This window comes from Tateyamaria pelophila (assembly GCF_019966495.1).
GTDB lineage: Bacteria > Pseudomonadota > Alphaproteobacteria > Rhodobacterales > Rhodobacteraceae > Tateyamaria > Tateyamaria pelophila.
In genome coordinates this window covers 1-18,381 of record NZ_JAIMIA010000029.1, presented here as the reverse complement: position 1 = coordinate 18,381, position 18,381 = coordinate 1, and the positions used below count along the sequence as shown (strand labels likewise).

Annotated in this window: 22 protein-coding genes and 3 pseudogenes; 17 read left to right on the top strand and 8 right to left on the bottom strand. The window is 56.1% G+C overall.

Translation table 11 applies throughout. The features are described from left to right. Positions 1 to 84 precede the first annotated feature (84 nt). Positions 85 to 771, top strand: coding sequence for an IS6 family transposase (locus LC354_RS11375; RefSeq protein WP_223423880.1), 687 nt, complete (start codon positions 85 to 87; stop codon positions 769 to 771). A 59-nt stretch (positions 772 to 830) separates the two neighbouring features. Next, positions 831 to 1,274 (top strand): annotated as a pseudogene (locus LC354_RS11370) (IS5 family transposase); the annotation flags it as partial. A gap of 15 nt (positions 1,275 to 1,289) precedes the next feature. On the opposite strand, the gene LC354_RS11365 reads toward LC354_RS11370, so the two are convergent. Beyond that, entirely contained in the window at positions 1,290 to 2,438 is a 1,149-nt protein-coding gene (locus tag LC354_RS11365) for a DnaJ C-terminal domain-containing protein (protein WP_263289386.1), read from the bottom strand. A 346-nt stretch (positions 2,439 to 2,784) separates the two neighbouring features. Between LC354_RS11365 and atpD the strand changes: the two genes are divergently transcribed. The 11 genes and pseudogenes from atpD to LC354_RS11310 all read left to right on the top strand — a co-directional run. Continuing rightward, positions 2,785 to 4,209 (top strand): F0F1 ATP synthase subunit beta, encoded by a 1,425-nt coding sequence (atpD, locus tag LC354_RS11360; RefSeq protein ID WP_223423878.1) that lies wholly within the window; start codon positions 2,785 to 2,787, stop codon positions 4,207 to 4,209. Further along, positions 4,206 to 4,616: an ATPase gene (locus tag LC354_RS11355; RefSeq protein WP_223423877.1), complete on the top strand. Its 411-nt coding sequence runs from the start codon at positions 4,206 to 4,208 to the stop codon at positions 4,614 to 4,616. The genes atpD and LC354_RS11355 overlap by 4 nt, the downstream gene beginning before the upstream one ends. Continuing rightward, positions 4,613 to 4,900 (top strand): AtpZ/AtpI family protein, encoded by a 288-nt coding sequence (locus LC354_RS11350; RefSeq protein ID WP_223423875.1) that lies wholly within the window; start codon positions 4,613 to 4,615, stop codon positions 4,898 to 4,900. Before LC354_RS11355 ends, LC354_RS11350 begins: the two co-directional genes overlap by 4 nt. Next, on the top strand, positions 4,897 to 5,196 hold the full coding sequence (locus tag LC354_RS11345) for an ATP synthase subunit AtpR (protein WP_223423873.1): 300 nt from the start codon (positions 4,897 to 4,899) through the stop codon (positions 5,194 to 5,196). Before LC354_RS11350 ends, LC354_RS11345 begins: the two co-directional genes overlap by 4 nt. Continuing rightward, entirely contained in the window at positions 5,193 to 5,888 is a 696-nt protein-coding gene (locus LC354_RS11340) for a F0F1 ATP synthase subunit A (protein ID WP_223423871.1), read from the top strand. The genes LC354_RS11345 and LC354_RS11340 overlap by 4 nt, the downstream gene beginning before the upstream one ends. Next, the gene (locus LC354_RS11335; protein ID WP_223423869.1) at positions 5,885 to 6,172 is read left to right on the top strand and encodes a F0F1 ATP synthase subunit C; all 288 of its coding nucleotides are present in this window, start codon (positions 5,885 to 5,887) and stop codon (positions 6,170 to 6,172) included. The genes LC354_RS11340 and LC354_RS11335 overlap by 4 nt, the downstream gene beginning before the upstream one ends. Positions 6,173 to 6,175: 3 nt before the next feature. After that, a complete protein-coding gene (locus LC354_RS11330) occupies positions 6,176 to 6,940 on the top strand; it encodes a F0F1 ATP synthase subunit delta (RefSeq protein WP_223423867.1) in 765 nt (254 codons plus the stop codon). After that, positions 6,937 to 8,475 (top strand): F0F1 ATP synthase subunit alpha, encoded by a 1,539-nt coding sequence (locus LC354_RS11325; RefSeq protein WP_223423866.1) that lies wholly within the window; start codon positions 6,937 to 6,939, stop codon positions 8,473 to 8,475. Before LC354_RS11330 ends, LC354_RS11325 begins: the two co-directional genes overlap by 4 nt. Then, positions 8,459 to 9,421, top strand: a complete 963-nt coding sequence (locus tag LC354_RS11320; RefSeq protein WP_223423864.1) for a F0F1 ATP synthase subunit gamma — start codon at positions 8,459 to 8,461, stop codon at positions 9,419 to 9,421. Before LC354_RS11325 ends, LC354_RS11320 begins: the two co-directional genes overlap by 17 nt. Before the next feature lie 288 nt (positions 9,422 to 9,709). Next, positions 9,710 to 9,931: a hypothetical protein gene (locus LC354_RS11315; protein WP_223423862.1), complete on the top strand. Its 222-nt coding sequence runs from the start codon at positions 9,710 to 9,712 to the stop codon at positions 9,929 to 9,931. After that, positions 9,925 to 10,748 (top strand): annotated as a pseudogene (locus LC354_RS11310) (IS630 family transposase); the annotation flags it as partial. The gene LC354_RS11315 and the pseudogene LC354_RS11310, both read left to right, overlap by 7 nt. Here the strand turns inward: LC354_RS11310 and LC354_RS11305 are convergent. Beyond that, on the bottom strand, positions 10,745 to 11,494 hold the full coding sequence (locus LC354_RS11305; RefSeq protein ID WP_223423861.1) for a helix-turn-helix domain-containing protein: 750 nt from the start codon (positions 11,492 to 11,494) through the stop codon (positions 10,745 to 10,747). The pseudogene LC354_RS11310 and the gene LC354_RS11305 sit on opposite strands and share 4 nt — an antisense overlap. 112 nt (positions 11,495 to 11,606) lie before the next feature. Here LC354_RS11305 and LC354_RS11300 point away from each other — a divergent pair, with 112 nt between their 5' ends. Further along, positions 11,607 to 12,383: a response regulator gene (locus LC354_RS11300; RefSeq protein WP_223423859.1), complete on the top strand. Its 777-nt coding sequence runs from the start codon at positions 11,607 to 11,609 to the stop codon at positions 12,381 to 12,383. On the opposite strand, the gene LC354_RS11295 is transcribed toward LC354_RS11300, so the two are convergent. After that, complete coding sequence (locus LC354_RS11295) at positions 12,350 to 13,900, bottom strand: PAS domain S-box protein (RefSeq protein ID WP_223423857.1); 1,551 nt, start codon at positions 13,898 to 13,900, stop codon at positions 12,350 to 12,352. The genes LC354_RS11300 and LC354_RS11295 overlap by 34 nt on opposite strands. A gap of 122 nt (positions 13,901 to 14,022) precedes the next feature. Here LC354_RS11295 and LC354_RS11290 point away from each other — a divergent pair, with 122 nt between their 5' ends. Next, positions 14,023 to 14,460, top strand: coding sequence for a host attachment protein (locus LC354_RS11290; RefSeq protein WP_223423855.1), 438 nt, complete (start codon positions 14,023 to 14,025; stop codon positions 14,458 to 14,460). A 554-nt stretch (positions 14,461 to 15,014) separates the two neighbouring features. On the opposite strand, the gene LC354_RS28005 is transcribed toward LC354_RS11290, so the two are convergent. From LC354_RS28005 to LC354_RS11275, 4 genes and pseudogenes are all read right to left on the bottom strand, one after another. Further along, positions 15,015 to 15,089, bottom strand: coding sequence for a hypothetical protein (locus LC354_RS28005; RefSeq protein ID WP_399203422.1), 75 nt, complete (start codon positions 15,087 to 15,089; stop codon positions 15,015 to 15,017). A 64-nt stretch (positions 15,090 to 15,153) separates the two neighbouring features. Beyond that, a pseudogene (locus tag LC354_RS28000) lies at positions 15,154 to 15,300 on the bottom strand (NAD(P)H-dependent oxidoreductase); the annotation flags it as partial. Further along, complete coding sequence (locus LC354_RS11280; RefSeq protein WP_223423852.1) at positions 15,300 to 16,451, bottom strand: site-2 protease family protein; 1,152 nt, start codon at positions 16,449 to 16,451, stop codon at positions 15,300 to 15,302. The pseudogene LC354_RS28000 and the gene LC354_RS11280, both read right to left, overlap by 1 nt. A gap of 84 nt (positions 16,452 to 16,535) precedes the next feature. Continuing rightward, positions 16,536 to 17,171, bottom strand: a complete 636-nt coding sequence (locus LC354_RS11275) for a VIT1/CCC1 transporter family protein (protein WP_317849310.1) — start codon at positions 17,169 to 17,171, stop codon at positions 16,536 to 16,538. 254 nt (positions 17,172 to 17,425) lie between these two features. On the opposite strand from LC354_RS11275, the gene LC354_RS27995 reads away from it, so the two are divergent. Next, positions 17,426 to 17,695 carry a hypothetical protein gene (locus LC354_RS27995; RefSeq protein WP_223423924.1) on the top strand — a complete coding sequence of 90 codons (270 nt, stop codon included), beginning with the start codon at positions 17,426 to 17,428 and terminating at the stop codon, positions 17,693 to 17,695. A gap of 4 nt (positions 17,696 to 17,699) precedes the next feature. Then, positions 17,700 to 18,239 (top strand): Crp/Fnr family transcriptional regulator, encoded by a 540-nt coding sequence (locus tag LC354_RS11265; RefSeq protein WP_317849309.1) that lies wholly within the window; start codon positions 17,700 to 17,702, stop codon positions 18,237 to 18,239. Here LC354_RS11265 and LC354_RS11260 read toward each other — a convergent pair. Further along, on the bottom strand, positions 18,192 to 18,381 hold a 190-nt coding region (locus LC354_RS11260), incomplete at its 5' end, for a transposase domain-containing protein (RefSeq protein ID WP_223423851.1). The two genes, LC354_RS11265 and LC354_RS11260, sit on opposite strands and share 48 nt — an antisense overlap.

Genomic DNA, 18,381 nt, shown 5'->3' with positions numbered 1-18,381 from the left:
TCTGTCGCAAACTTTTAGAATATGGGCCTGCTTGGTAACCTGTGGTAGACGCCGCCTTTTGAATTCGAGGGTGAGTATCGGAACGTGACGATTGATTTCAAGGGCAGCCACTATCCCAGATCCGTGATCCTGTACGCTGTGTTTTTCTATGTACGATATGCCGTTTCGTATCGTGATCTGGAGGAGATTATGGCGGAACGTGGGGTCGAATTTGACCATGCAACGCTGAACCGTTGGGTGATAAGGTTCTCCCCTTTGATTGCGATGGAAGCGCACAAACGAAAGCGAAAGACTGCTGTATCCTGGCGCATGGATGAGACTTACATCAAAGTGAAAGGCAAGTGGACGTATTATTACCGAGCCATCGACAAGTTCGGAAAAACCCTTGATTTCATGCTCTCGGAGCACCGGGATGAAGCTGCGGCAACGGCGTTCTTTGCACGCACAATCGGCAAAAACGGCTTCCCCGACAGAGTTGTAATCGACAAAAGCGGGGCAAATCTCGCAGGGCTGCAGAACATGAATTGCCTACTGATTTTGAACGAATGGTTTTGGCTGATCGAAATCCTGCAGGTCAAGAACCTGAACAACATCATTGAGCAGGACCACCGGTTCATCAAGAAACTGACAAGGCAAATGAAGGGGTTCAAATCCTTCCGCTCGGCCACTGCAACGCTGGAAGGCATCGAAGTCGCCCACATGATCCACAAGCGACAATTCGACTCCTCTGGCCAATCCGCATTCCAACAATTCACAGCACTCGCTGGATAGCTGTGGCCAAAGTTATGAGTCATTCCGTCGTGCGCTGAAGTTTGCGACAGAACCTCCAGCTTGCGGTTAAAAAAGGGGGGCGTGGACGCCTGATTGGGCAGACCAAGGGCGGCATGAACACCAAACTGCATGCAGTTACCGACACCATTGGGCGCCCAGTCCGCCTCTTTATCTCCGGAGGGCAAGTTAGCGATTACACCGGAGCGGCAGCTTTGATGAATGGCTTGCCAGAGGCTGAATGGCTTCTCGCTGATCGAGGCTATGATGCCGACTGGTTCCGCGATACCCTTATAGACAAGGGAACAAGGTCCTGCATCCCAGGACGCAAGTCACGCAAGAAGACCGTCAAATATGACAAACGCCGTTACAAGAGGCGCAACCGGATCGAAAGGATGTTCGGCAGGATCAAAGACTGGCGTCGCGTCGCAACTCGCTACGACAGATCACCAACCGTCTTCCTCTCCGCAATCGCACTCGCAGCAACCGTTATCTTCTGGTTATGAGTCCTGAGCCTAAACTCATGTTTTCCTCCGCAGTTCGCTTCGCGGATCAAAATCGGTGTGTTGACGCCAGCTTGTTGCCAGCTCTTCCATCTGCGCATCAATCTTGTCGGGCAGTACGGTTTTCAGGCGGACAAACTGATCTCCGCCGGAACTCTTCCCGGCACCAATTCCCCTGCCTTTGAGCCGCATGCGATGCCCCGAAGAAGCACCCTTGGGAATGGTCAAGGATACAGCGCCATCAATCCTTGGAACTTCAATCTTGGTACCCAAAACCGCCTCATCAAATGTAATCGGCAGCTCAACTTCAATGTTGTTGCCCTCACGCACAAAAATGGCATGCGGACGCACACTGATGGAAACATAGGCGTCGCCGGCAGGCCCCTGCCCAAACCCAGGGCCGCCTTTTCCGCGCAAGCGAAGCGTCTGACCTTCCTTGACCCCGGCCGGAATTTTGATTTCAATCCCTTTGCCGTCTGGCATTGTTACGCTTTGCTTTGCTCCACGCGCCGCGTCCAAAAAGTCGACTTCAATATGATAACGGGCATCTTGACCGCGCGCATTGAAGTCTTGTCGAGTATCTCTGCCACCGCGTGCCTGACGACGCCGAAACAGTTCCGAGAAAAGGTCGGACGGGTCGTCAAACCCACCCATGTCCGCGCCGGGATCATAGCGACGCCCGGCATCTTGACCGGCATATTGGTGATAGTATTGGCGTTCAGGGCGTTCTTGCCCGCTGGCGTCAATGTCTCCGGCATCAAAGCGTTTGCGCTTTTCCGGATCCCCCAACAGATCATTTGCGGCCGTGACGGCCTGAAACTGCGCCTGCTTGTCAGCATCACCCGGATGCAGGTCCGGATGCAGCTTTTTTGCGAGCGTGCGGTAAGCTTTTTTGATCTCGTCCTGCGACGCGGTTTTTTTCAAGCCCAACACTTTATATGGGTCATCGCTCACAGGTGAGCTCCCCATCTCAAAGCCGCCGCAAAACGTGGAAGGCGTGGTGACAGGCCAAAAGCCTTGAACGAGCAAAGCATTAAACACGCCGAAGCCATGCTTAAGGACACCGAAAACTACCCTTTCATCGGCGATGTCATTGATCAGCGGAAAATAGGTCGCACCGCATTCTACAAATATTTCCCCACGGATCGCATCAAGAAGCGGCGGCATGACCACTCAGACACGCCTCAAACATAGCTAAATCCTGTGGTGGATTCGGTACCTTTATGAAAAGGCACCCAGGATTCATTGGAACGAACATAAATGTGACAGTTTGCTGATTGATCAGCGTCAATTCGATCTGGATCATAACGATTATTCTGTTCACCAAACCTATCAAAGGACGTGGACCATGTGCGCTGGAGACGCAAAAGGCCTCAATGGGGCCTAAATTAAATACAGCCTGCGATTTTGCTGATCGAGTCGGGGTAAATGGGATTGGGCGGCTTTTTCGCGCTTTGGCTCTGCTCAGCGGCACTTCCAGAGTGCACGTTAAAAAACATGGCATGGGTGCGACATGAGCGCTAACACCAACACCAACACCAACACCAACACCAACACCAACATCGACGCAAAGGCGCAGACCGACGGCCGCATCGCGGCGATTCGTGGCGGTGTCGTCGACGTCGTTTTCGACGGACCAGTGCCGCAGATCCACGATCTTTTGTTTGCGAACGACGTGGCGTTAGAGGTCGCTGCCCTGATCGGGGAGGGACTGGTGCGGGCCATCGCGATGGCCCCGGTACGAGGTCTGGGCCTTGGTATGACGGTCAGGGCGACGGGCGGGCCGATCATGGTTCCTGTGGGCGAAGGCGTGCTGGGGCGAATGCTGGACGTTTTTGGCGCGCCGATCGATGGACGCCCGGCACCAGAGGCGGTGGCGTGGCGGTCGATCCATCAGGCACCGCCTGCGCTCAGCGACCGTGTGCTCAAGTCGCAGATTCTTGAAACCGGGATCAAGGCGATTGACCTGCTATCACCTATCGAACGTGGCGGAAAAACCGGGCTGTTCGGTGGGGCAGGCGTTGGCAAGACGGTCCTGATCACCGAGTTGATCAACAACACCGTCCAGCACCACAAGGGTGTGAGCCTATTTTGTGGCATCGGCGAGCGGTCGCGCGAGGCTGAAGAACTCTATCGCGAAATGGGCGAGGCAGGTGTGCGCGACAACACTGTGATGTTGTTCGGCCAGATGAACGAGGCGCCCGGCGTGCGCTTTCTGGTCGGCAACACCGCCCTCACGATGGCCGAGTATTTCCGCGACGATAAGGGGCAGGATGTGCTGCTGCTCATCGATAACATTTTTCGTTTTGTGCAGGCGGGGTCCGAGGTTTCTGGCTTGATGGGACGGATGCCCTCGCGTGTGGGTTATCAACCGACATTGGCCACGGAATTGGCCGCTTTAGAAGAGCGGATCACCTCCACCAGCCGCGGTGCGATAACCTCCATTCAGGCAGTTTATGTGCCCGCAGATGATTTCACTGATCCGGCGGCGGCGCATATCTTTTCGCACCTCTCAGCCTCCGTGGTGCTGTCGCGCAAACGCGCGAGCGAAGGGCTGTATCCAGCCGTCGATCCGCTGGCCTCGGCCTCGGTCATGCTGACCCCTTCGGTCGTCGGTCAACGGCACTACGACATTGCCCGAGGGGTACGGCGCACCTTGGCGGAATACGAGGAATTGCGCGACATCATCGCGATGTTGGGCCTTGAGGAACTGTCTTCGGCGGATCGCGCCACTGTGGCCCGCGCACGGCGGTTGGAGCGGTTTTTGACGCAGCCGTTCTTCACAACTGAATCCTTTTCTGGAACGCCCGGTAAGCTGGTGCCCATCGCTGAGACGTTAGACGGGTGCGAGACGATCCTCGCGCAAACGGAGTTCGACCACGCGGAAAGCGCTTACTACATGATCGGGTCGCTGAATGATCTGGGGGCGGCACCATGAGCTTGACCGAGGATATGAGCGTTTCTGTGCGGCTTCCCACAAACACCCTGTTTGAGGGGCGCGCTATCCGCATGACCGCAGTGGCCCAGGATGGGGCCTTTGGAATTTTGCCGAACCACGTCGATTTTGTCACCGCACTGGTGCCCTCCGTCATGACATTGCGCATGGCCGACGGGTCAGAGGAGATTTTCGGCGTCGACGAGGGCCTTTTGGTGAAGAAGGGCCATCGCGTTGTTGCAGCGGTGCTCCGCGCTGTGCATGGCGATGATCTTGGGACGTTGAACGACACCGTGAAGGCCAAGTTCATCGAGATGGACGACGAGGAACGTCAGGCGCGTTCGGCCTTCTCGCGACTGGAAGCGGATGTGGTTCGCCGTTTTGCCGAATTGCGAAAGCCGCACCCATGACGCCCAAACCCGATAAATCGGCCGAGGATATCGCCCGCCACGCAAAGCGGTTGAAATCCGCGCGCGACAATCCGGGCCCAAGCCCGCTGCGCGGTATCGGCACCTTTGGCATGATCGGCTGGTCCATTGCGGTGCCGACCGTGGGGGGGGCGTTTTTGGGCCTCTGGCTCGACCAGGTGGCGCCGCAGAGTTTTTCCTGGACCATCGCCCTGATTTTGGGAGGGGTCGTGCTTGGGGCTTTCATAGCCGCGTCATGGATCAACAAGGAAGGAAGCGATAAATGATAGTCTTGGATTGGAGCGCGGTCGCGCTTGGACTAGCGATCGGTGTTGGGACATCCGCGTTGTTTTTTGCAGGCTTGGGCCTTGGTATGCGTCTGGCGCTTGGGACAGAGCGGCCCGTCAACATTTTGGCGCTCAGTGCCTTCATACGGATCACTGCGTTGTTGGGGATCGGTTGGGGCGTCGCCTTGTCTGTCGGTCCCTTCGCCCTTGCGGGGTTTGCATTGGCATTCTTCATCACACGCTGGGTCGCGACTGCAATCGTCCAAGCGGGGGTGCCTGCCGGGGATGCGCCATGAACCTGTCGCCAGATCAGACAATCATGTTCGAGGCGTGGGATTATGGGGTCAACGCCACGATATTCTATACTTGGATCGTGATGGCGCTGCTGACTGTGGCATCCTTGTTGATCACGCGCAACCTGCGCCCTGACGTGCCGCCAAACCGTTGGCGGACCATGTTGGAGGTCATCGTACAGGGCATTCAAAGCCAGATTGAAGAGGTCGCGCAAGGCCCGTCCCGCTATCTGCTATACTACGCAGGCACATTGTTCTTGTTTGTGGCAACATCGAACTTGCTGCTGGTTGTGCCGGGATTCGAACCTCCCACCGCCTCGCTGTCCACGACTACGGCTTTGGCGCTGTCGGTCCTTATCGCTGTTCCCTTGTTTGGAATAACCACCCGGGGTCTGGGCGGATACCTCAAGACCTATCTTGAGCCGTCCTTTATCATGCTGCCGTTCAACATCATCTCGGAGTTTTCGCGCGGGATTTCGCTGGCGATCCGGCTTTACGGCAACATTATGAGCGGGGCTGTCATCGCGGCCATCCTGCTCAGTGTCGCTCCATTCTTCTTTCCTGTCGTTATGGACCTGCTCGGGCTGCTGACCGGCATGATCCAAGCCTATATCTTTGCGATTTTGGCCACGGTCTACATCTCCAGCGCGACAGCGCCTCCTCCATCTTCCCAACCTGAAAAGGAAAACCCATGACAGACCTTGGCATCATCGCCGCCATTTCGATCTTTACCGCCGGATTGACCGTGTCGTTCGGGGCGATCGGACCCGCACTTGGTGAAGGGCGCGCTGCTGCAATGGCGTTAAGCGCAATCGCCCAGCAACCCGACGCCGGATCGACCATTTCCAGAACGCTGTTCGTCAGCCTCGCTATGATTGAATCCACCGCCATCTACTGTTTTGTTGTCGCGATGATCCTGATCTTCGCCAACCCGTTCTGGAACGCTGCGGTCGCAGCCGCTCAGGCAACGGGAAGCTAACAGATGTCCATTGACTGGATCACAGTTGCAGCCCAGATCGCCAATTTTCTGGTGCTTGTTTGGTTACTCCGGCGGTTTTTGTACCGCCCCATTCTGGATGGGATCGACGCCCGTGAGGCCGAGATCACAAACAGGATGCATGAAGCTGTGCTTGCAAAGGAAAAAGCGCAGGCAGCGGAACGGGTGCATCTGGATCAGATCAGGGCTCTGAATGCCGAACAATCCGACGTGGCAGAGGCTGTGCGACAGGAGGCCGAAACACAGCGCGACGCCCTCTTGGCTGAAGCACACAAACGGCTGGAGGAAGAACGCATGGCATCGCAAGCGCATCTGGACGAAGAGAGGAAGAAATACGCTGCAAAATTGCAGCGCGCTGGCGGTGGCGCCTTGCTGTCTTTGACCCGCAAGGCTCTGACTGATCTTGCGGACACATCGCTTGAAGGCCGCATCGCCCAGCATCTTGCCAAGCGGATTGAACCGATGGCTGAAGAGTTGAGTGCTGCCGCGGGCAAAAGCACCGCAGCCGTAATCACCAGCCGCGATGCCTTGCCGGAATCTGCGCAGAACGATCTGATAAGCAGCCTTCAAACGGTGTTCCCGGACATCCCGTTTCGGTTCGAAACCGATGCGGACCAGCCCCCCGGCCTCGTCCTCCGGATCGGCGGCGCGCAACTGGATTGGACCGTGGATGGTTACATCGACAGCCTGGGCGATTTGATGGACGCGCAATTGGCTGCGGGTGTTGATCCAAAGCTGGCTTCGACATGACTGGCTCAGCCACAAACCCGATGCCAGGCCCCCAGGCGTTGGTAGAGGCGCTTTTGGCCAGCCCATCCCCGTCACCGCGCCTCAGCGAGATCGGCCATGTGGTTGAGGTGGCGGATGGTATCGTAATTGTCGTTGGACTCGAACGTGCCTTGTCTGACGAATTGCTGCACTTTTCCAGCGGCGTGCAGGGCATCGTTCTCGATCTCGAACCGGGCCGCTTGGGTGTCGTTCTGCTTGGCTCCAGCGACCAGGTGACGGTCGGCGAAAGCGTCACACGCTCTCACAAGGTAGTCAGCACGCGGGTCGGTGCAGCACTCTTGGGCCGCGTTGTGGACGCCCTTGGCAATCCAAGAGACGGCAAAGGCCCGATCAAGACTGAAGCGACGCGGCCGGTGGAGGCCGAAGCCCCCGAAATCCTTGACCGACAGGCCATCACGCGCCCGCTGGCGACTGGGATCAAGGCAATCGACGCCGCCGTTCCTGTGGGTCTTGGACAGCGCGAACTGATCATCGGTGACCGTCAAACCGGCAAGACGTCGCTGGCGGTGGATGCTATCCTAAATCAGAAGGCGACCGGCGTGATCTGCATCTATTGCGCCATCGGGCAGCGCGGCGATGCAGTTGCCAAAGTGATCGGTGCGATCCGTGAAGGGGCGATGACGGATCAAAGCATCGTCATGTCGGCAGGTGACGAGGACGCGGCGGGTCTCGCTTATGTGGCGCCTTACGCGGCGATGACCATGGCAGAATACTTCGCGGGCCAAGCCAAAGATGTTCTCGTCATACTGGATGACCTGACCCACCATGCACGGTCCTATCGGGAGCTGTCGCTTTTGCTGCGCCGCCCGCCGGGGCGCGAGGCCTTTCCGGGCGATATATTTTACATTCATGCGCGGTTGCTGGAGCGGGCAGGGCAGTTCACCTCGTCCGCAGGGGGCGGCTCCATCACGGTTCTGCCAGTGGTCGAAACGCAGGCGGAAAACCTGGCAGCCTATATCCCCACAAACCTCATCTCTATCACCGATGGGCAGATCTACTTGTCGCCGCGCCTTGTGCGCAAGAACCAGTTCCCCGCGATCGATCTTGGCGTGTCGGTGTCGCGTGTCGGCGGCAAGGCGCAGTCCAAGGCGTTCCGTTCCGTAGCCGGAAACCTGCGCGTGACTCTCTCGCAGTTCGAGGAATTGGAAGACTTCGCCCGCTTTGGCACCCGGCTTGACGAGGCCACGCGCGCCCGGCTGACGCGCGGTGTGGCGGTGCGGGCGGCTTTGCGACAGCCCGAACGCGATCCGATCCCCACCATCGAACAGATCACTGTTCTGGTTGCGGCGATGGAGGGTCAGTTCGATGGTCTGACCGAGGCTGAAACGGCGCAAGTCATGTCCGCCCTCAGGTCGGCGGCCGCGCGGGAGCTTGATGATGTCGCCGCGCGCATTGCCGGGAACGACCCGCTTGGCGACGATGATCGCGCCTGCATGGTGGCGCTGGCTCAAAAGGCGCGCGCAACTTTTGGAGAGCAAGATGGCGCAAACCCTTGAAACCCTCGGGCGTCGGTCGACCAGCATGCGCGGCATTCGTAGTGTCGTACACACGATGAAAACCCTGTCTGTCATCAATGCAGCGCCCTATGAACAGGCAGCAAAGGCGATCGAGGCCTATCATGCGACTGTGCTGGACGGATTGCATGGGTTTCTGACGGCATTCGGACCGCTTGAGACGCGATCGACCGATCACGCCAGGCAGGTCTTGATCGTATTCGGGTCCGATCATGGGCTATGCGGCAACTACAACGAGGCGCTTGCGTGCTTTTTGGCGGATGAGCGAACCGAAGCTACTGATGGCAAGCTGACGGTTCTGTGCGTCGGGGCACAGATGACAGCTTCGCTGGCAGATCAGCACATCGCCGTGGATGAAACATTTTTTCCAGCGGCTTCTGTTGATGGGATCGGACGTCTGGCAAACCTTCTCACGCAAAGGCTGGAAGAGATCCGCAAGGCGGACCTCTCGCGTGAATTGGCTGTATCGCTGGCTTATGTCGCGCAAGAAGGTGTGACCGGGCAGGGGCCAATCGTGACATCCCTGCTTCCGATCGATCAAGGACTTCTGGCCGATCTGTCGACAAGGCCATGGGTGTCGCGAAGTCGGCCATTCTTTTCTATGCCCGCAGACGACTTGTTCATGGCGTTGGTGCGAAGCCATCTCTTTGCCACGCTGTTCCGCGCGATTGCCGAGGCGTTGATGACCGAAAATGCGGCGCGTTTGGCGCTGATGCAGCAGGCCGAAAAATCCGTTGATGACAGGCTGGAGGAGCTTGGGTCCGAGAAACGCGCTGTGCGTCAGGCTGCAATAACCACCGAGTTGCTCGACGTGATCATCGGGTTTGAAGCGCTGAGAAAAACCAGAGCCAAAAACTGCCGACTATCGCCCAACGATTTGGCTACCGGCCGCATTCTTTCCAAGTCAGAATGGGAAGACCAGCGTTAACATTGTCTTCTTTTCAAGCAATGGGCGAATGCACCGAACCAAAGTGTTCAAAAAGAGTCACTCCTTAAACACGTAAGTCCCCGGCGCGGTGCCCAGTTGCTCTCGCCTGGATCCCATTGCCGGTGGCGCAACCGTGGCTCCCGATTGATGCTACATGCTATCCAGCAAGGGCTTTATCGTCTTGCCAGGAAGATTTGTTCGCCATGCGTTCCTCGTTAACGGTATTCTACGAACAAATCTTCCGATAGAGCCTTGCTGTCTGGACCCTTGGGTGCTTACGGGGTGGCAATGCGGATCTGGTCAGGGTTTGGCGGCGCGCAGGACCCAAGTAGCGTCGCGCGGCTCATGGTTTTTGCGGCAGCGATCATCTTCATTTCGCTGTTGAATTTCATTCCTTTTGTCGGCGGGGTCGCCAACTACACGCTGGTCTTACTCGGGGTTGGTGCGATGACACGAGCGTTGTTCCTGTGGCTGATCGGCAATCCTGGCGTCGCATTCGACGTGGGGTGAAGCCCCTCTTGTCTGAAGACCAGATGGCGCAACTCTCGCGTTGGGTTGAGGCCGGGCCCGATCCGGCGCGAGATGGCGTCGTGCGCTGGCGGCGCGTGGATCTTGCGCGGCGCATTGAAGCGAAGTTCGGCGTCAGACTCCATGAGCGTACGGTCGGTACATATCTGGCCAAGCTGGGATTTCGCAGGCTCTCGGTGCGCCCGGAACATCCCAATGCTGACGTATCAGCACAGGTGGCATTCAAAAAAACTTCGCAAGTATCGTAGCGGATATCCTGCCCGAACACGCGCGTGGAAAACCATTGGAAGTCTGGTTTCAAGACGAAGCCCGCGTGGGCCAGCAAGGCACCCTGACCCGTATCTGGGCGCGACGGGGCACACGCCCGCGTGTGCCCCGCGATACACGCTACAAATGGAGCTACATCTTTGGCGCTGCCTGCCCCGCACGTGGCACCGGAGCCGGGCTGATCTTGCCTTATGTCAACACAGAAGCAATGGGACTGCATCTCGAAGAGATCGCAAAGGCGGTCGCGCCCGGGGCCCATGCGCTGCTGATCGTGGACGGGGCTGGTTGGCATTGTGCGAAAGCTCTCGATGTGCCCGACAACATCACGCTGCTGAAACTGCCGCCCTATGCGCCCGAACTCAACCCGATGGAAAACGTCTGGGCCTACTTGCGGGCCAACAAACTCGCCATCTCCGTATTTGATAGTTACGACGAAATACTCGACAAGTGCCAAGATGCCTGGAACTTCTTCGCAAACGATCCAGACCGAATAACCTCAATCACTCACAGGGACTGGATAACGGTCAACTAATCGAGCCGTTGGTATGAGTCCCGGTCCCCCACCGACAGGTTCAACAGGGCCGTTGGTCGCTGAATGATGATGGAATGATTGTTGTCGATGGCGATTATCTTACGCTTGCGCAGCTGGGTAAAGGTCCGGCTGATCGTTTCTGTCGTCAGACCAAGAAAATCGGCAATGTCAGATCGACTCATCGGTAAATTAATCTGGCGATAGGCCCCCAAATCTTCTCCGACGCGCTCGGTAAGGACGCACAGGAAAGATGCCAGTTTTTCTGTGGCTGACTTTCGCCCAAGCATCATGAAGTGATCCTGCATTGCGCTGATTTCGCGCAAAGTTGCCCTCAGCAGGGCGGCATGCAGCACTGGATCGCCTTCACCGCTCTCGAGGTGGGTCCGACGGAACGGCTGCAACCGTGCATCCGTCAGACTTTCGCAATCCGTATGATGCAGGCCATCTGCAGGAAATCCAATGATATCGCCAGGATAACCAAATGCGATAACTTGTCTGCGACCATCCAACAGCAAACGTGCCAATCGAACAACCCCGCTGGTGACCTGATAAAGCCATGCAACGTCGTCACCCTCAAAGTACAAATAGTCACCGGGTTTCAGCCGCGCCTCGGTGGTCTTGGGTGTAACGCTGACAAGTGGCGCAATTGAGCTTTCAATTGTCTGTTTGTCGGGAATGGTCACGTACATTGGGCGGCCCTTCTTGGTAAAGTCGAGGCCACCTTGGACAACCCATGTAATCTGCATTATTGTCTATGTGTAAACTTTTGTATCATTTTGTAATCTGGAGACTTGAAATGAGGGGCCGGCAAACCGGGCTCTTGGTTAGTGACTCACAAATTGGTTGTGCGAGGGTGACGTGACTGCTCAAACCGTGCTCATCATTGACGACGACCCTAAAATCAGAACCCTTTTGCGCAATGTGCTTGAGGACGAGGGCTTTTCTGTGCGTGAAGCGGACGATGCCGCCAAAACCATGGATATCTTATCGGATACGCACATTGGCCTGATTACACTGGACATAAATCTGGGCAAAGACAACGGGGTTGATCTGGCCCGCGAGATCAGGCGTACGTCTCAGGTGCCCATTATCATGGTGACCGGAAAAGACGACGTGATCGACCGCGTTGTAGGGCTTGAAGTTGGGGCGGACGATTACATCACCAAGCCGTTTCATGTGCGCGAGGTGATCGCACGCATTCGCAGTGTGTTGCGACGGGCAAGGGACCCAGGGGCGATGCACCCCACAGACCCAGTTGAAACCGTGGTTCGGGACGCGGAGGGCAGTCTTCATTTCTGCTTTGATGGCATGACGGCGATTCCAGACCGGCTGGAACTGATTGATCGCAACAACACTGAATGCAATCTGACCAGCGGTGATTTCAAATTGTTGTTTGTGTTTCTCGAACGTCCCAATCGCATTTTATCGCGCGATCAGCTGATGGATCTGACTGGGGGGTTACAGTGGAGTCCGCTGGATCGCACCATCGACAACCAGGTCGCCCGGCTGCGTAAAAAGATCGAACGCCACCCTTCGAGCCCGAAACTTATCAAGACCGTGCGCGGTGTCGGATATACGTTCGCCTGCAAAGTGCAGAGGTTTCAGACATCAGACGCACCTGCCAACAGGGCGTGAAGCCGCTGAGCGAGATCCAACTGACGGTAAGGTTTGTGAAGAATATCTCGAGGTGGGCCGCTCGCCATCGATCCCGTCACGACGTCACTCGCATAGCCGGAGGTCAGCAAGACCTTCAGCGAGGGAAATTCTGTAGCGATCTTGGCGGCTAGATCGTATCCGTTCAGATCGCCCGGCATGACAAGATCGGAAAACACCAGATCAACCTTCGCCCCGTCCTTTAGCATCTGAAAAGCCCGATCGCCACTGTCTGCTTGCAGCGTCTCGAACCCCAGATCACGGATCCGCTCGATCGACAGCTTACGCACTCTGGGATTGTCTTCAACAATCAGGATGGTTTCACCACGACCACGCGGGGAGGCAGGGATTTTGCTTTGCTTCAGGGCAGAACTGACGGCGTCGTCCGCTTGTTGCACGATAGGGAAGTAAAGGCCAAAACTTGTCCCATGTCCAAGCTCGCTATACAGGGTTACATGCCCGCCGGATTGGCGAACAAAGCCGTAGACCATCGCCAGACCCAAGCCCGTTCCGCCGCTGTCGGGCCTGGTTGTGAAGAAGGGCTCGAACACACGACGCTGCGCCTCAAGACTCATGCCTGCGCCGTTGTCACTGACCGACAGGCGTACATAGTCACCGGGCTCCATGTCAGTTTCCTGCGCCATGTAGGTGTCGTCGATCGTGACATTCGCTATCGAAAACAACAACTCGCCACCAGCGCCCATCGCGTCCCGCGCATTCAGGGCAAGGTTCATAAGCGTCGATTGCAGTTGCGCGGGGTCGATCATCACCGAGTTCACATCAGCGGCAAAATCGGTTTTGATCTCAAAAGGCGTGCCAAGTGTCCGTTTGAGCAGTTTCAGGGTATCTGAACACAAGACCCGCAGGTCTGCCACCACAGGATTAAGGTTGCTGCGGCGCGCAAAAATCATGAGCCGCTTTGTCAGATCCGCGCCCAACTCGGCGGCCTCGAGCGCATCTTTGATCAAGGGAAGTTGGCGGGCATCTGCACCGCGCATTTCAAGCAGCTCCAGATTACCCGTGATGATCGTCAAAAGATTATTAAAATCGTGCGCGATGCCACCAGTCATCTGGCCAATCGCATCAAGCCTCTGCGATCGGGCCAAAGCCGCCTCTGTCGCTTTACGATATGTCAAATCGTGCATAATACTGATGAAAATGCGTTGGGCGCCCACTTGTGCGTGACCCAGGGAGATGTGTAGCGGAAATACGGTTCCATCGCTGCGCTGCCCTTCGACATCGCGGCCCAGACCGAGGATCCGTTTTTCTCCTGTCTCGATATGACGCGCTACAAAGTTGTCGTGCAAAGCGGCCAGAGCATCTGGCATCAGCATGTTGACGCTTTTTCCAACCATCTCATCCGGTGCAAACTGGAACAGCGTCGCCGCTGCCGCATTTACCCGCAGGATCGTGCCCGATTGATCTGAGACGATCATCGCATCCACTGCCGCGTCCATGATGGCGCGCAGAACAGTATCGTCTTCTGATGTCTCGGTCATAAGTAACACCTCTGCTTCCAACCTGCCAAATGGTGTGTGGAAGGTGCAAGCCTCGATTGATTTGTATCAGCCGGACCTTGTTTGGATATGAGAAAATGGTGACTAACTACATGGAGATCAGGATGAAACCGATTGTGACATGGGTCGTATTGGCGAATGCCCGGTTCGCAAAAGTGGTGGCCCATCGCGGGCCCGGAAAAGGGCTTGCACCCGTACGCGGACAAACTTGGAATTCGCCTGAAGCAAACGCGCCTAAAGATAAAGCCGGAGTTGGCCACAGCATCGCCGGGCCCGGCATGGCAGCGGTGGAACAGACTGATCCGCAAGACATCAGTGATGCGCGGTTTGCTAAAACTGTAATCGATCAGGTTGCAAAGGCGCATGTCGAAAAGCGGTTTGATCGACTGATCCTGATTGCAGGGCCGCGCATACTGGGCTTGTTACGCGAAATTCTTGATACGTCACTGCGCGCGGTCCTTTTGGGTGAAATGCCCAAGGAACTGTCAAATCAGCCACTGAGTGCGGTGGAAATCCATCTTGGCGAGTTGATCGCGATTTAGTGCTGTATCGTTGACCAAAGGAAAAAACCGCTATTCGCACAGAAATCGGCAATGTGGCCTTTTGCGCGTGGTTTTGGACAGTGCGACGTAAAGCATCAATCATCTGGAAATTCGCCTGCCTATCGAAGGTCCAAGCCAAGGTTCATCGCTAGCACTTTGAAACGAAAACGAGAACCAGAGTTCGGTACGCCTGTTCGCACACTACTCAGCGTTTCGCCCAAGCGCCTCGGCCTTAGAGAGGAATACCTTTTGCGCTTTGCCACTGGGATCCTCAGCATTCCCGAAAATGCTCCATTTGACCGGCCTTATTCCGCAGAATTTCAAGATATTGCGATCAAGAGTGCGCAGAGAGTGCGCGAAGAAAAACCAGCGTGTAGCGCGACAATCTGGATGCGGCAATACGGATTCTCATCTTGTTTGTCGCGCTGCACCAGCGATAGGCAAGACCTGGTGCCTATGGTGACGATCACCCGTGCAGACTTGCCCCTGAGCGACGCTTTCCAGCGCTTGTGATCCATCTCGAATGCAAAGTCCTTTCGTAGAACCTGCGCAATCTACGCCTTAACAAGTGCTGGAATGTCCCCCATCCAAAGGGGGTACACTAAAACGACGTGATCGGCGGCGCGCACCGCGGCCTGTCCGGTTTTGGGCAACTTGAGGCGGATCACCGCTTTCCCATTCAGCTTTTGAACGGAGATATGGAACGTCCTCCTTCGCTATCATGATGACCTGCACATCATGACCTTTTTGTTCGGCCCCCCGGCGGTAGTTTTCTGCAATCGCGTGACACAAATGGGTTTCTGATGGATCAGGGTGACCTTGAAGTATGAGAATTTTCATCACGATTGATCCCCTTTGTTGTGCGGTCGCTGATCCTGATCGGCGGAACTCAGAAAACGGGTTAGGTCCGACAGGGTGATAACCCCGAGCAGGTCGTGATCCGACACGACGAGAAACTTGCGCTGTCCGGTGTTCGAGATGATTTCAAGCAAGTCTTGAACAGGCATGTCGGCACCGGTCATGGCGGCTTGATCCAAGCCCACAAACACATCGTCGACCCGTGTATTTGCCCAGTTCTCACGGTCAATTCCCGCCAAAACGGATGGGTCCATATGGCCGAGCAATACATCGCCTTCAAGGACCGGCACAAAGTTCACATGTTTCTTCAACATGATTTGGTTGACGAACTCAGACAACGTCATATCAGGGCTGACCGTGATTGGATTTGGCGTCATCAGCGCCCCGACGGTTCGCCCGTCAAAGGCCACCTTTGCCAGTTGTTGAGTATAACTGGTACGTGCGGCAACCAAAACAAACCCGCCAATCATGATCTGCCAAAGCCCCCCGATAAGCGCACCCCGAAACAATGAAACGACCCCTAGAGTCATCATTGCATAGGCAAGAAAAGCGCCTGATTGCGCGGCCGCCCGCGTTGCATAAAGCACATCACCAGAGCGTAGCCAAAGGACTGCCCGCAAGACGCGGCCGCCATCAAGCGGGAAGGCAGGCAAAAGGTTGAAAAGCGCGAGCACCAGATTGATGAGCGCAAGATATGAAACGATCTCGATGAGTGCCGCCGACAGTCCAGACCATACGGCTATATATTCCAGCACCGTAAATTCGATGGCAAGGCACAAAGACATCGCAGGACCGGCCACTGCAATCCAGAATTCCACCCGCGCGGAGCTTGGTTCCGCTTCAAGCTCGGCTACACCGCCGAACAGAAACAGCGTAACGCTCTTGATCGGAACACCCAGACGGCGCGCAACCATTGAATGTGCCAATTCATGCAACAAGAGCGAACCAAACAGACCCAGCATCGCAACAATGGCCATCGTCAGGTAAACATACGCGTTTTCCCCTGGCAGCACTTGTGGGAAGAACTGACGGGACAAGCTCCATGTGATGAGTGCTGCAATAAGCAACCAACTGGGATCGACCTTAATATCGAACCTGTTAAGCGTGAAGAGTTTTACGGCGTTCGTAAACATGATCGTCTCATCTTTGCTTCCATGCTTCCATGCTTCCATGCTTCCAGCTTTTGGGTCAGCTCAATTGACATGGCTCAAACGGAATCAGGCTGGATGGAAAAGACCGCCAACGATGTAGGTGAGCAGCGCCGCCACGCCACCAATCAAAAGCGTTACGCTGCCTGAATGCCACCCTTTGGAGAGAGACCAAAAACTTTTTCCCGTTCCAATCAGGAAAAACGTCATCAAGGTTGCAAAGACCGAGATTGCAAAAGCGTGCTCAAGCCTCAGCACGAAGGGCACAAGTGGTACCGACCCAGCCACGATAAAAGCCGCGAAAGTCGTGAGGGCTGCACGCATTGGTTCAGGTTCAACATTTGCGAGCCCATATTCATCTGTCAGCATCAGGCCGATCCAGTTATCCTTGCTTTGGGCGATTGCTGTCGTTGCCTCTTCCAGAACCGCACCTGACAAACCACGCATCAGCAAGATCTGGCGCAGTCCTTCCAACTCGCCTTCAGGGTGCAGCGCGATATGGCGTTCTTCAATCTTGATAATCCGCTTGCGCTCGTCGAATTTAGCTTTGGTGCCGGAATAGTTGCTGGCGGCCATTGAAAAGCCATCGGCGATGATATTGGCTACTCCAAGAGCAACGATGTTGACGTGCGACAAGCCTGCGCCTTCAATCCCCGCGACGATGGCAAAGGTCGTGACAGCGCCATCGATCCCACCGTAAATCATGTCTTTGAGGTGCCCGGGGCGCTGACCTTTCGAAAGACGTTTTGAGATTTCCTGCGGGCTGTGTCCGTGCTCATCATTCATGCCTACATAGTGCACGGACAAAGCTCCGCGCGATTGAGCGATGTCAAATAGGCGACAGTTAAACTTGGTATCCCGGTACCATGCAGAATCCGGTGACCATGCTTTTCCAAAGCCTGGTTTTCTTTGCTCTATGCGCGACCGCCGTCTGGATCGCCTAGGCGCGACTAGCTTATCTGGCAGACGCTCTGTCTGATCGCTTCAAACTTGCCAAATCGATTGTGGGTTTGTTGCTTTTGTCATTGGCGACATCGCTGCCAGAAGTGGCAACGACGCTGACCGCTGCGGTTGGACAGGCGCGCGACCTCGTTCTTAGGTGTCGGCTGATCAGCAAGAGATATCGCGATTGCGGGCGTCTTGTACAGTCTCCCGTACCATTTGTTTGCGTCTGGTGGTGGCCAGGCGCGTTGACAAAAATCAAAACGTGGTGGGCGGGGCGCGGTTAGTGTCATGAGAAACAGGATTAGCACAATGCTGAAACACCCTTCATGGAGGGAGCGTTTTCCCGGTCTTTCCGATCTGTCGCCGAAAACTACAGCGATGTTGGACAAGCGCGCCCGCACTATATGCCTTAAACAGGGTACCGTGATCTTTGGTCCGGGCAAGCCAGCCGAGAACCTTTTTTTGTTAGTCTCAGGCACTGTGCGGGTTCAACGGCTTTCCGAGACCGGGTGCAAGATCGTCCTCCATCGGGTTCATGCGGGCGAGAGCTGCGTGCTGACGATGGCTTGCCTCTTGGCATTCGAGTATGGTTCTGCCGAAGGCCTCGCTGAGACCGATATCGAGACCGTCGTTATCCCACGCAGCGCATTTGACGAGATGATGGGGGCCTCAAGGATCTTCCGCGCCTTTGTTTTTGAGGCCTACTCAAAACGGGTCACCGATCTGTTTCTGTTGATCGAGGATATGGCGTACAAAGTAAACATTCGGCGTGGACCGCGGCTATGCAGCCTTGACGTTTTGTGCTGCGGTTTTCCAGTTCCACGGTAGCAGCTCGTGCACGCGCGAGACGGGCATGTCGGGCAGTCGTTTGAGAACGTCAGCGAGCCAGGCTTGGGGGTCGATGTCGTTCATTTTTGCGGTGACGATCAGGGTGTACATGAAGGCTGCGCGGTCGCCGCCGCGTTCGGAC

Bases quoted from the DNA above. Each gene is read 5' to 3' on its own strand.
- LC354_RS11365 (WP_263289386.1), bottom strand. From the start codon at position 2,438: ATGCCGCCGCTTCTTGATGCGATCCGTGGGGAAATATTTGTAGAATGC.
- atpD (WP_223423878.1), top strand. From the start codon at position 2,785: ATGAGCGCTAACACCAACACCAACACCAACACCAACACCAACACCAAC.
- LC354_RS11355 (WP_223423877.1), top strand. From the start codon at position 4,206: ATGAGCTTGACCGAGGATATGAGCGTTTCTGTGCGGCTTCCCACAAAC.
- LC354_RS11350 (WP_223423875.1), top strand. From the start codon at position 4,613: ATGACGCCCAAACCCGATAAATCGGCCGAGGATATCGCCCGCCACGCA.
- LC354_RS11345 (WP_223423873.1), top strand. From the start codon at position 4,897: ATGATAGTCTTGGATTGGAGCGCGGTCGCGCTTGGACTAGCGATCGGT.
- LC354_RS11340 (WP_223423871.1), top strand. From the start codon at position 5,193: ATGAACCTGTCGCCAGATCAGACAATCATGTTCGAGGCGTGGGATTAT.
- LC354_RS11335 (WP_223423869.1), top strand. From the start codon at position 5,885: ATGACAGACCTTGGCATCATCGCCGCCATTTCGATCTTTACCGCCGGA.
- LC354_RS11330 (WP_223423867.1), top strand. From the start codon at position 6,176: ATGTCCATTGACTGGATCACAGTTGCAGCCCAGATCGCCAATTTTCTG.
- LC354_RS11325 (WP_223423866.1), top strand. From the start codon at position 6,937: ATGACTGGCTCAGCCACAAACCCGATGCCAGGCCCCCAGGCGTTGGTA.
- LC354_RS11320 (WP_223423864.1), top strand. From the start codon at position 8,459: ATGGCGCAAACCCTTGAAACCCTCGGGCGTCGGTCGACCAGCATGCGC.
- LC354_RS11315 (WP_223423862.1), top strand. From the start codon at position 9,710: ATGCGGATCTGGTCAGGGTTTGGCGGCGCGCAGGACCCAAGTAGCGTC.
- LC354_RS11305 (WP_223423861.1), bottom strand. From the start codon at position 11,494: ATGCAGATTACATGGGTTGTCCAAGGTGGCCTCGACTTTACCAAGAAG.
- LC354_RS11295 (WP_223423857.1), bottom strand. From the start codon at position 13,900: ATGACCGAGACATCAGAAGACGATACTGTTCTGCGCGCCATCATGGAC.
- LC354_RS11290 (WP_223423855.1), top strand. From the start codon at position 14,023: ATGAAACCGATTGTGACATGGGTCGTATTGGCGAATGCCCGGTTCGCA.
- LC354_RS11280 (WP_223423852.1), bottom strand. From the start codon at position 16,451: ATGTTTACGAACGCCGTAAAACTCTTCACGCTTAACAGGTTCGATATT.
- LC354_RS11275 (WP_317849310.1), bottom strand. From the start codon at position 17,171: ATGATTTACGGTGGGATCGATGGCGCTGTCACGACCTTTGCCATCGTC.
- LC354_RS11265 (WP_317849309.1), top strand. From the start codon at position 17,700: ATGAGAAACAGGATTAGCACAATGCTGAAACACCCTTCATGGAGGGAG.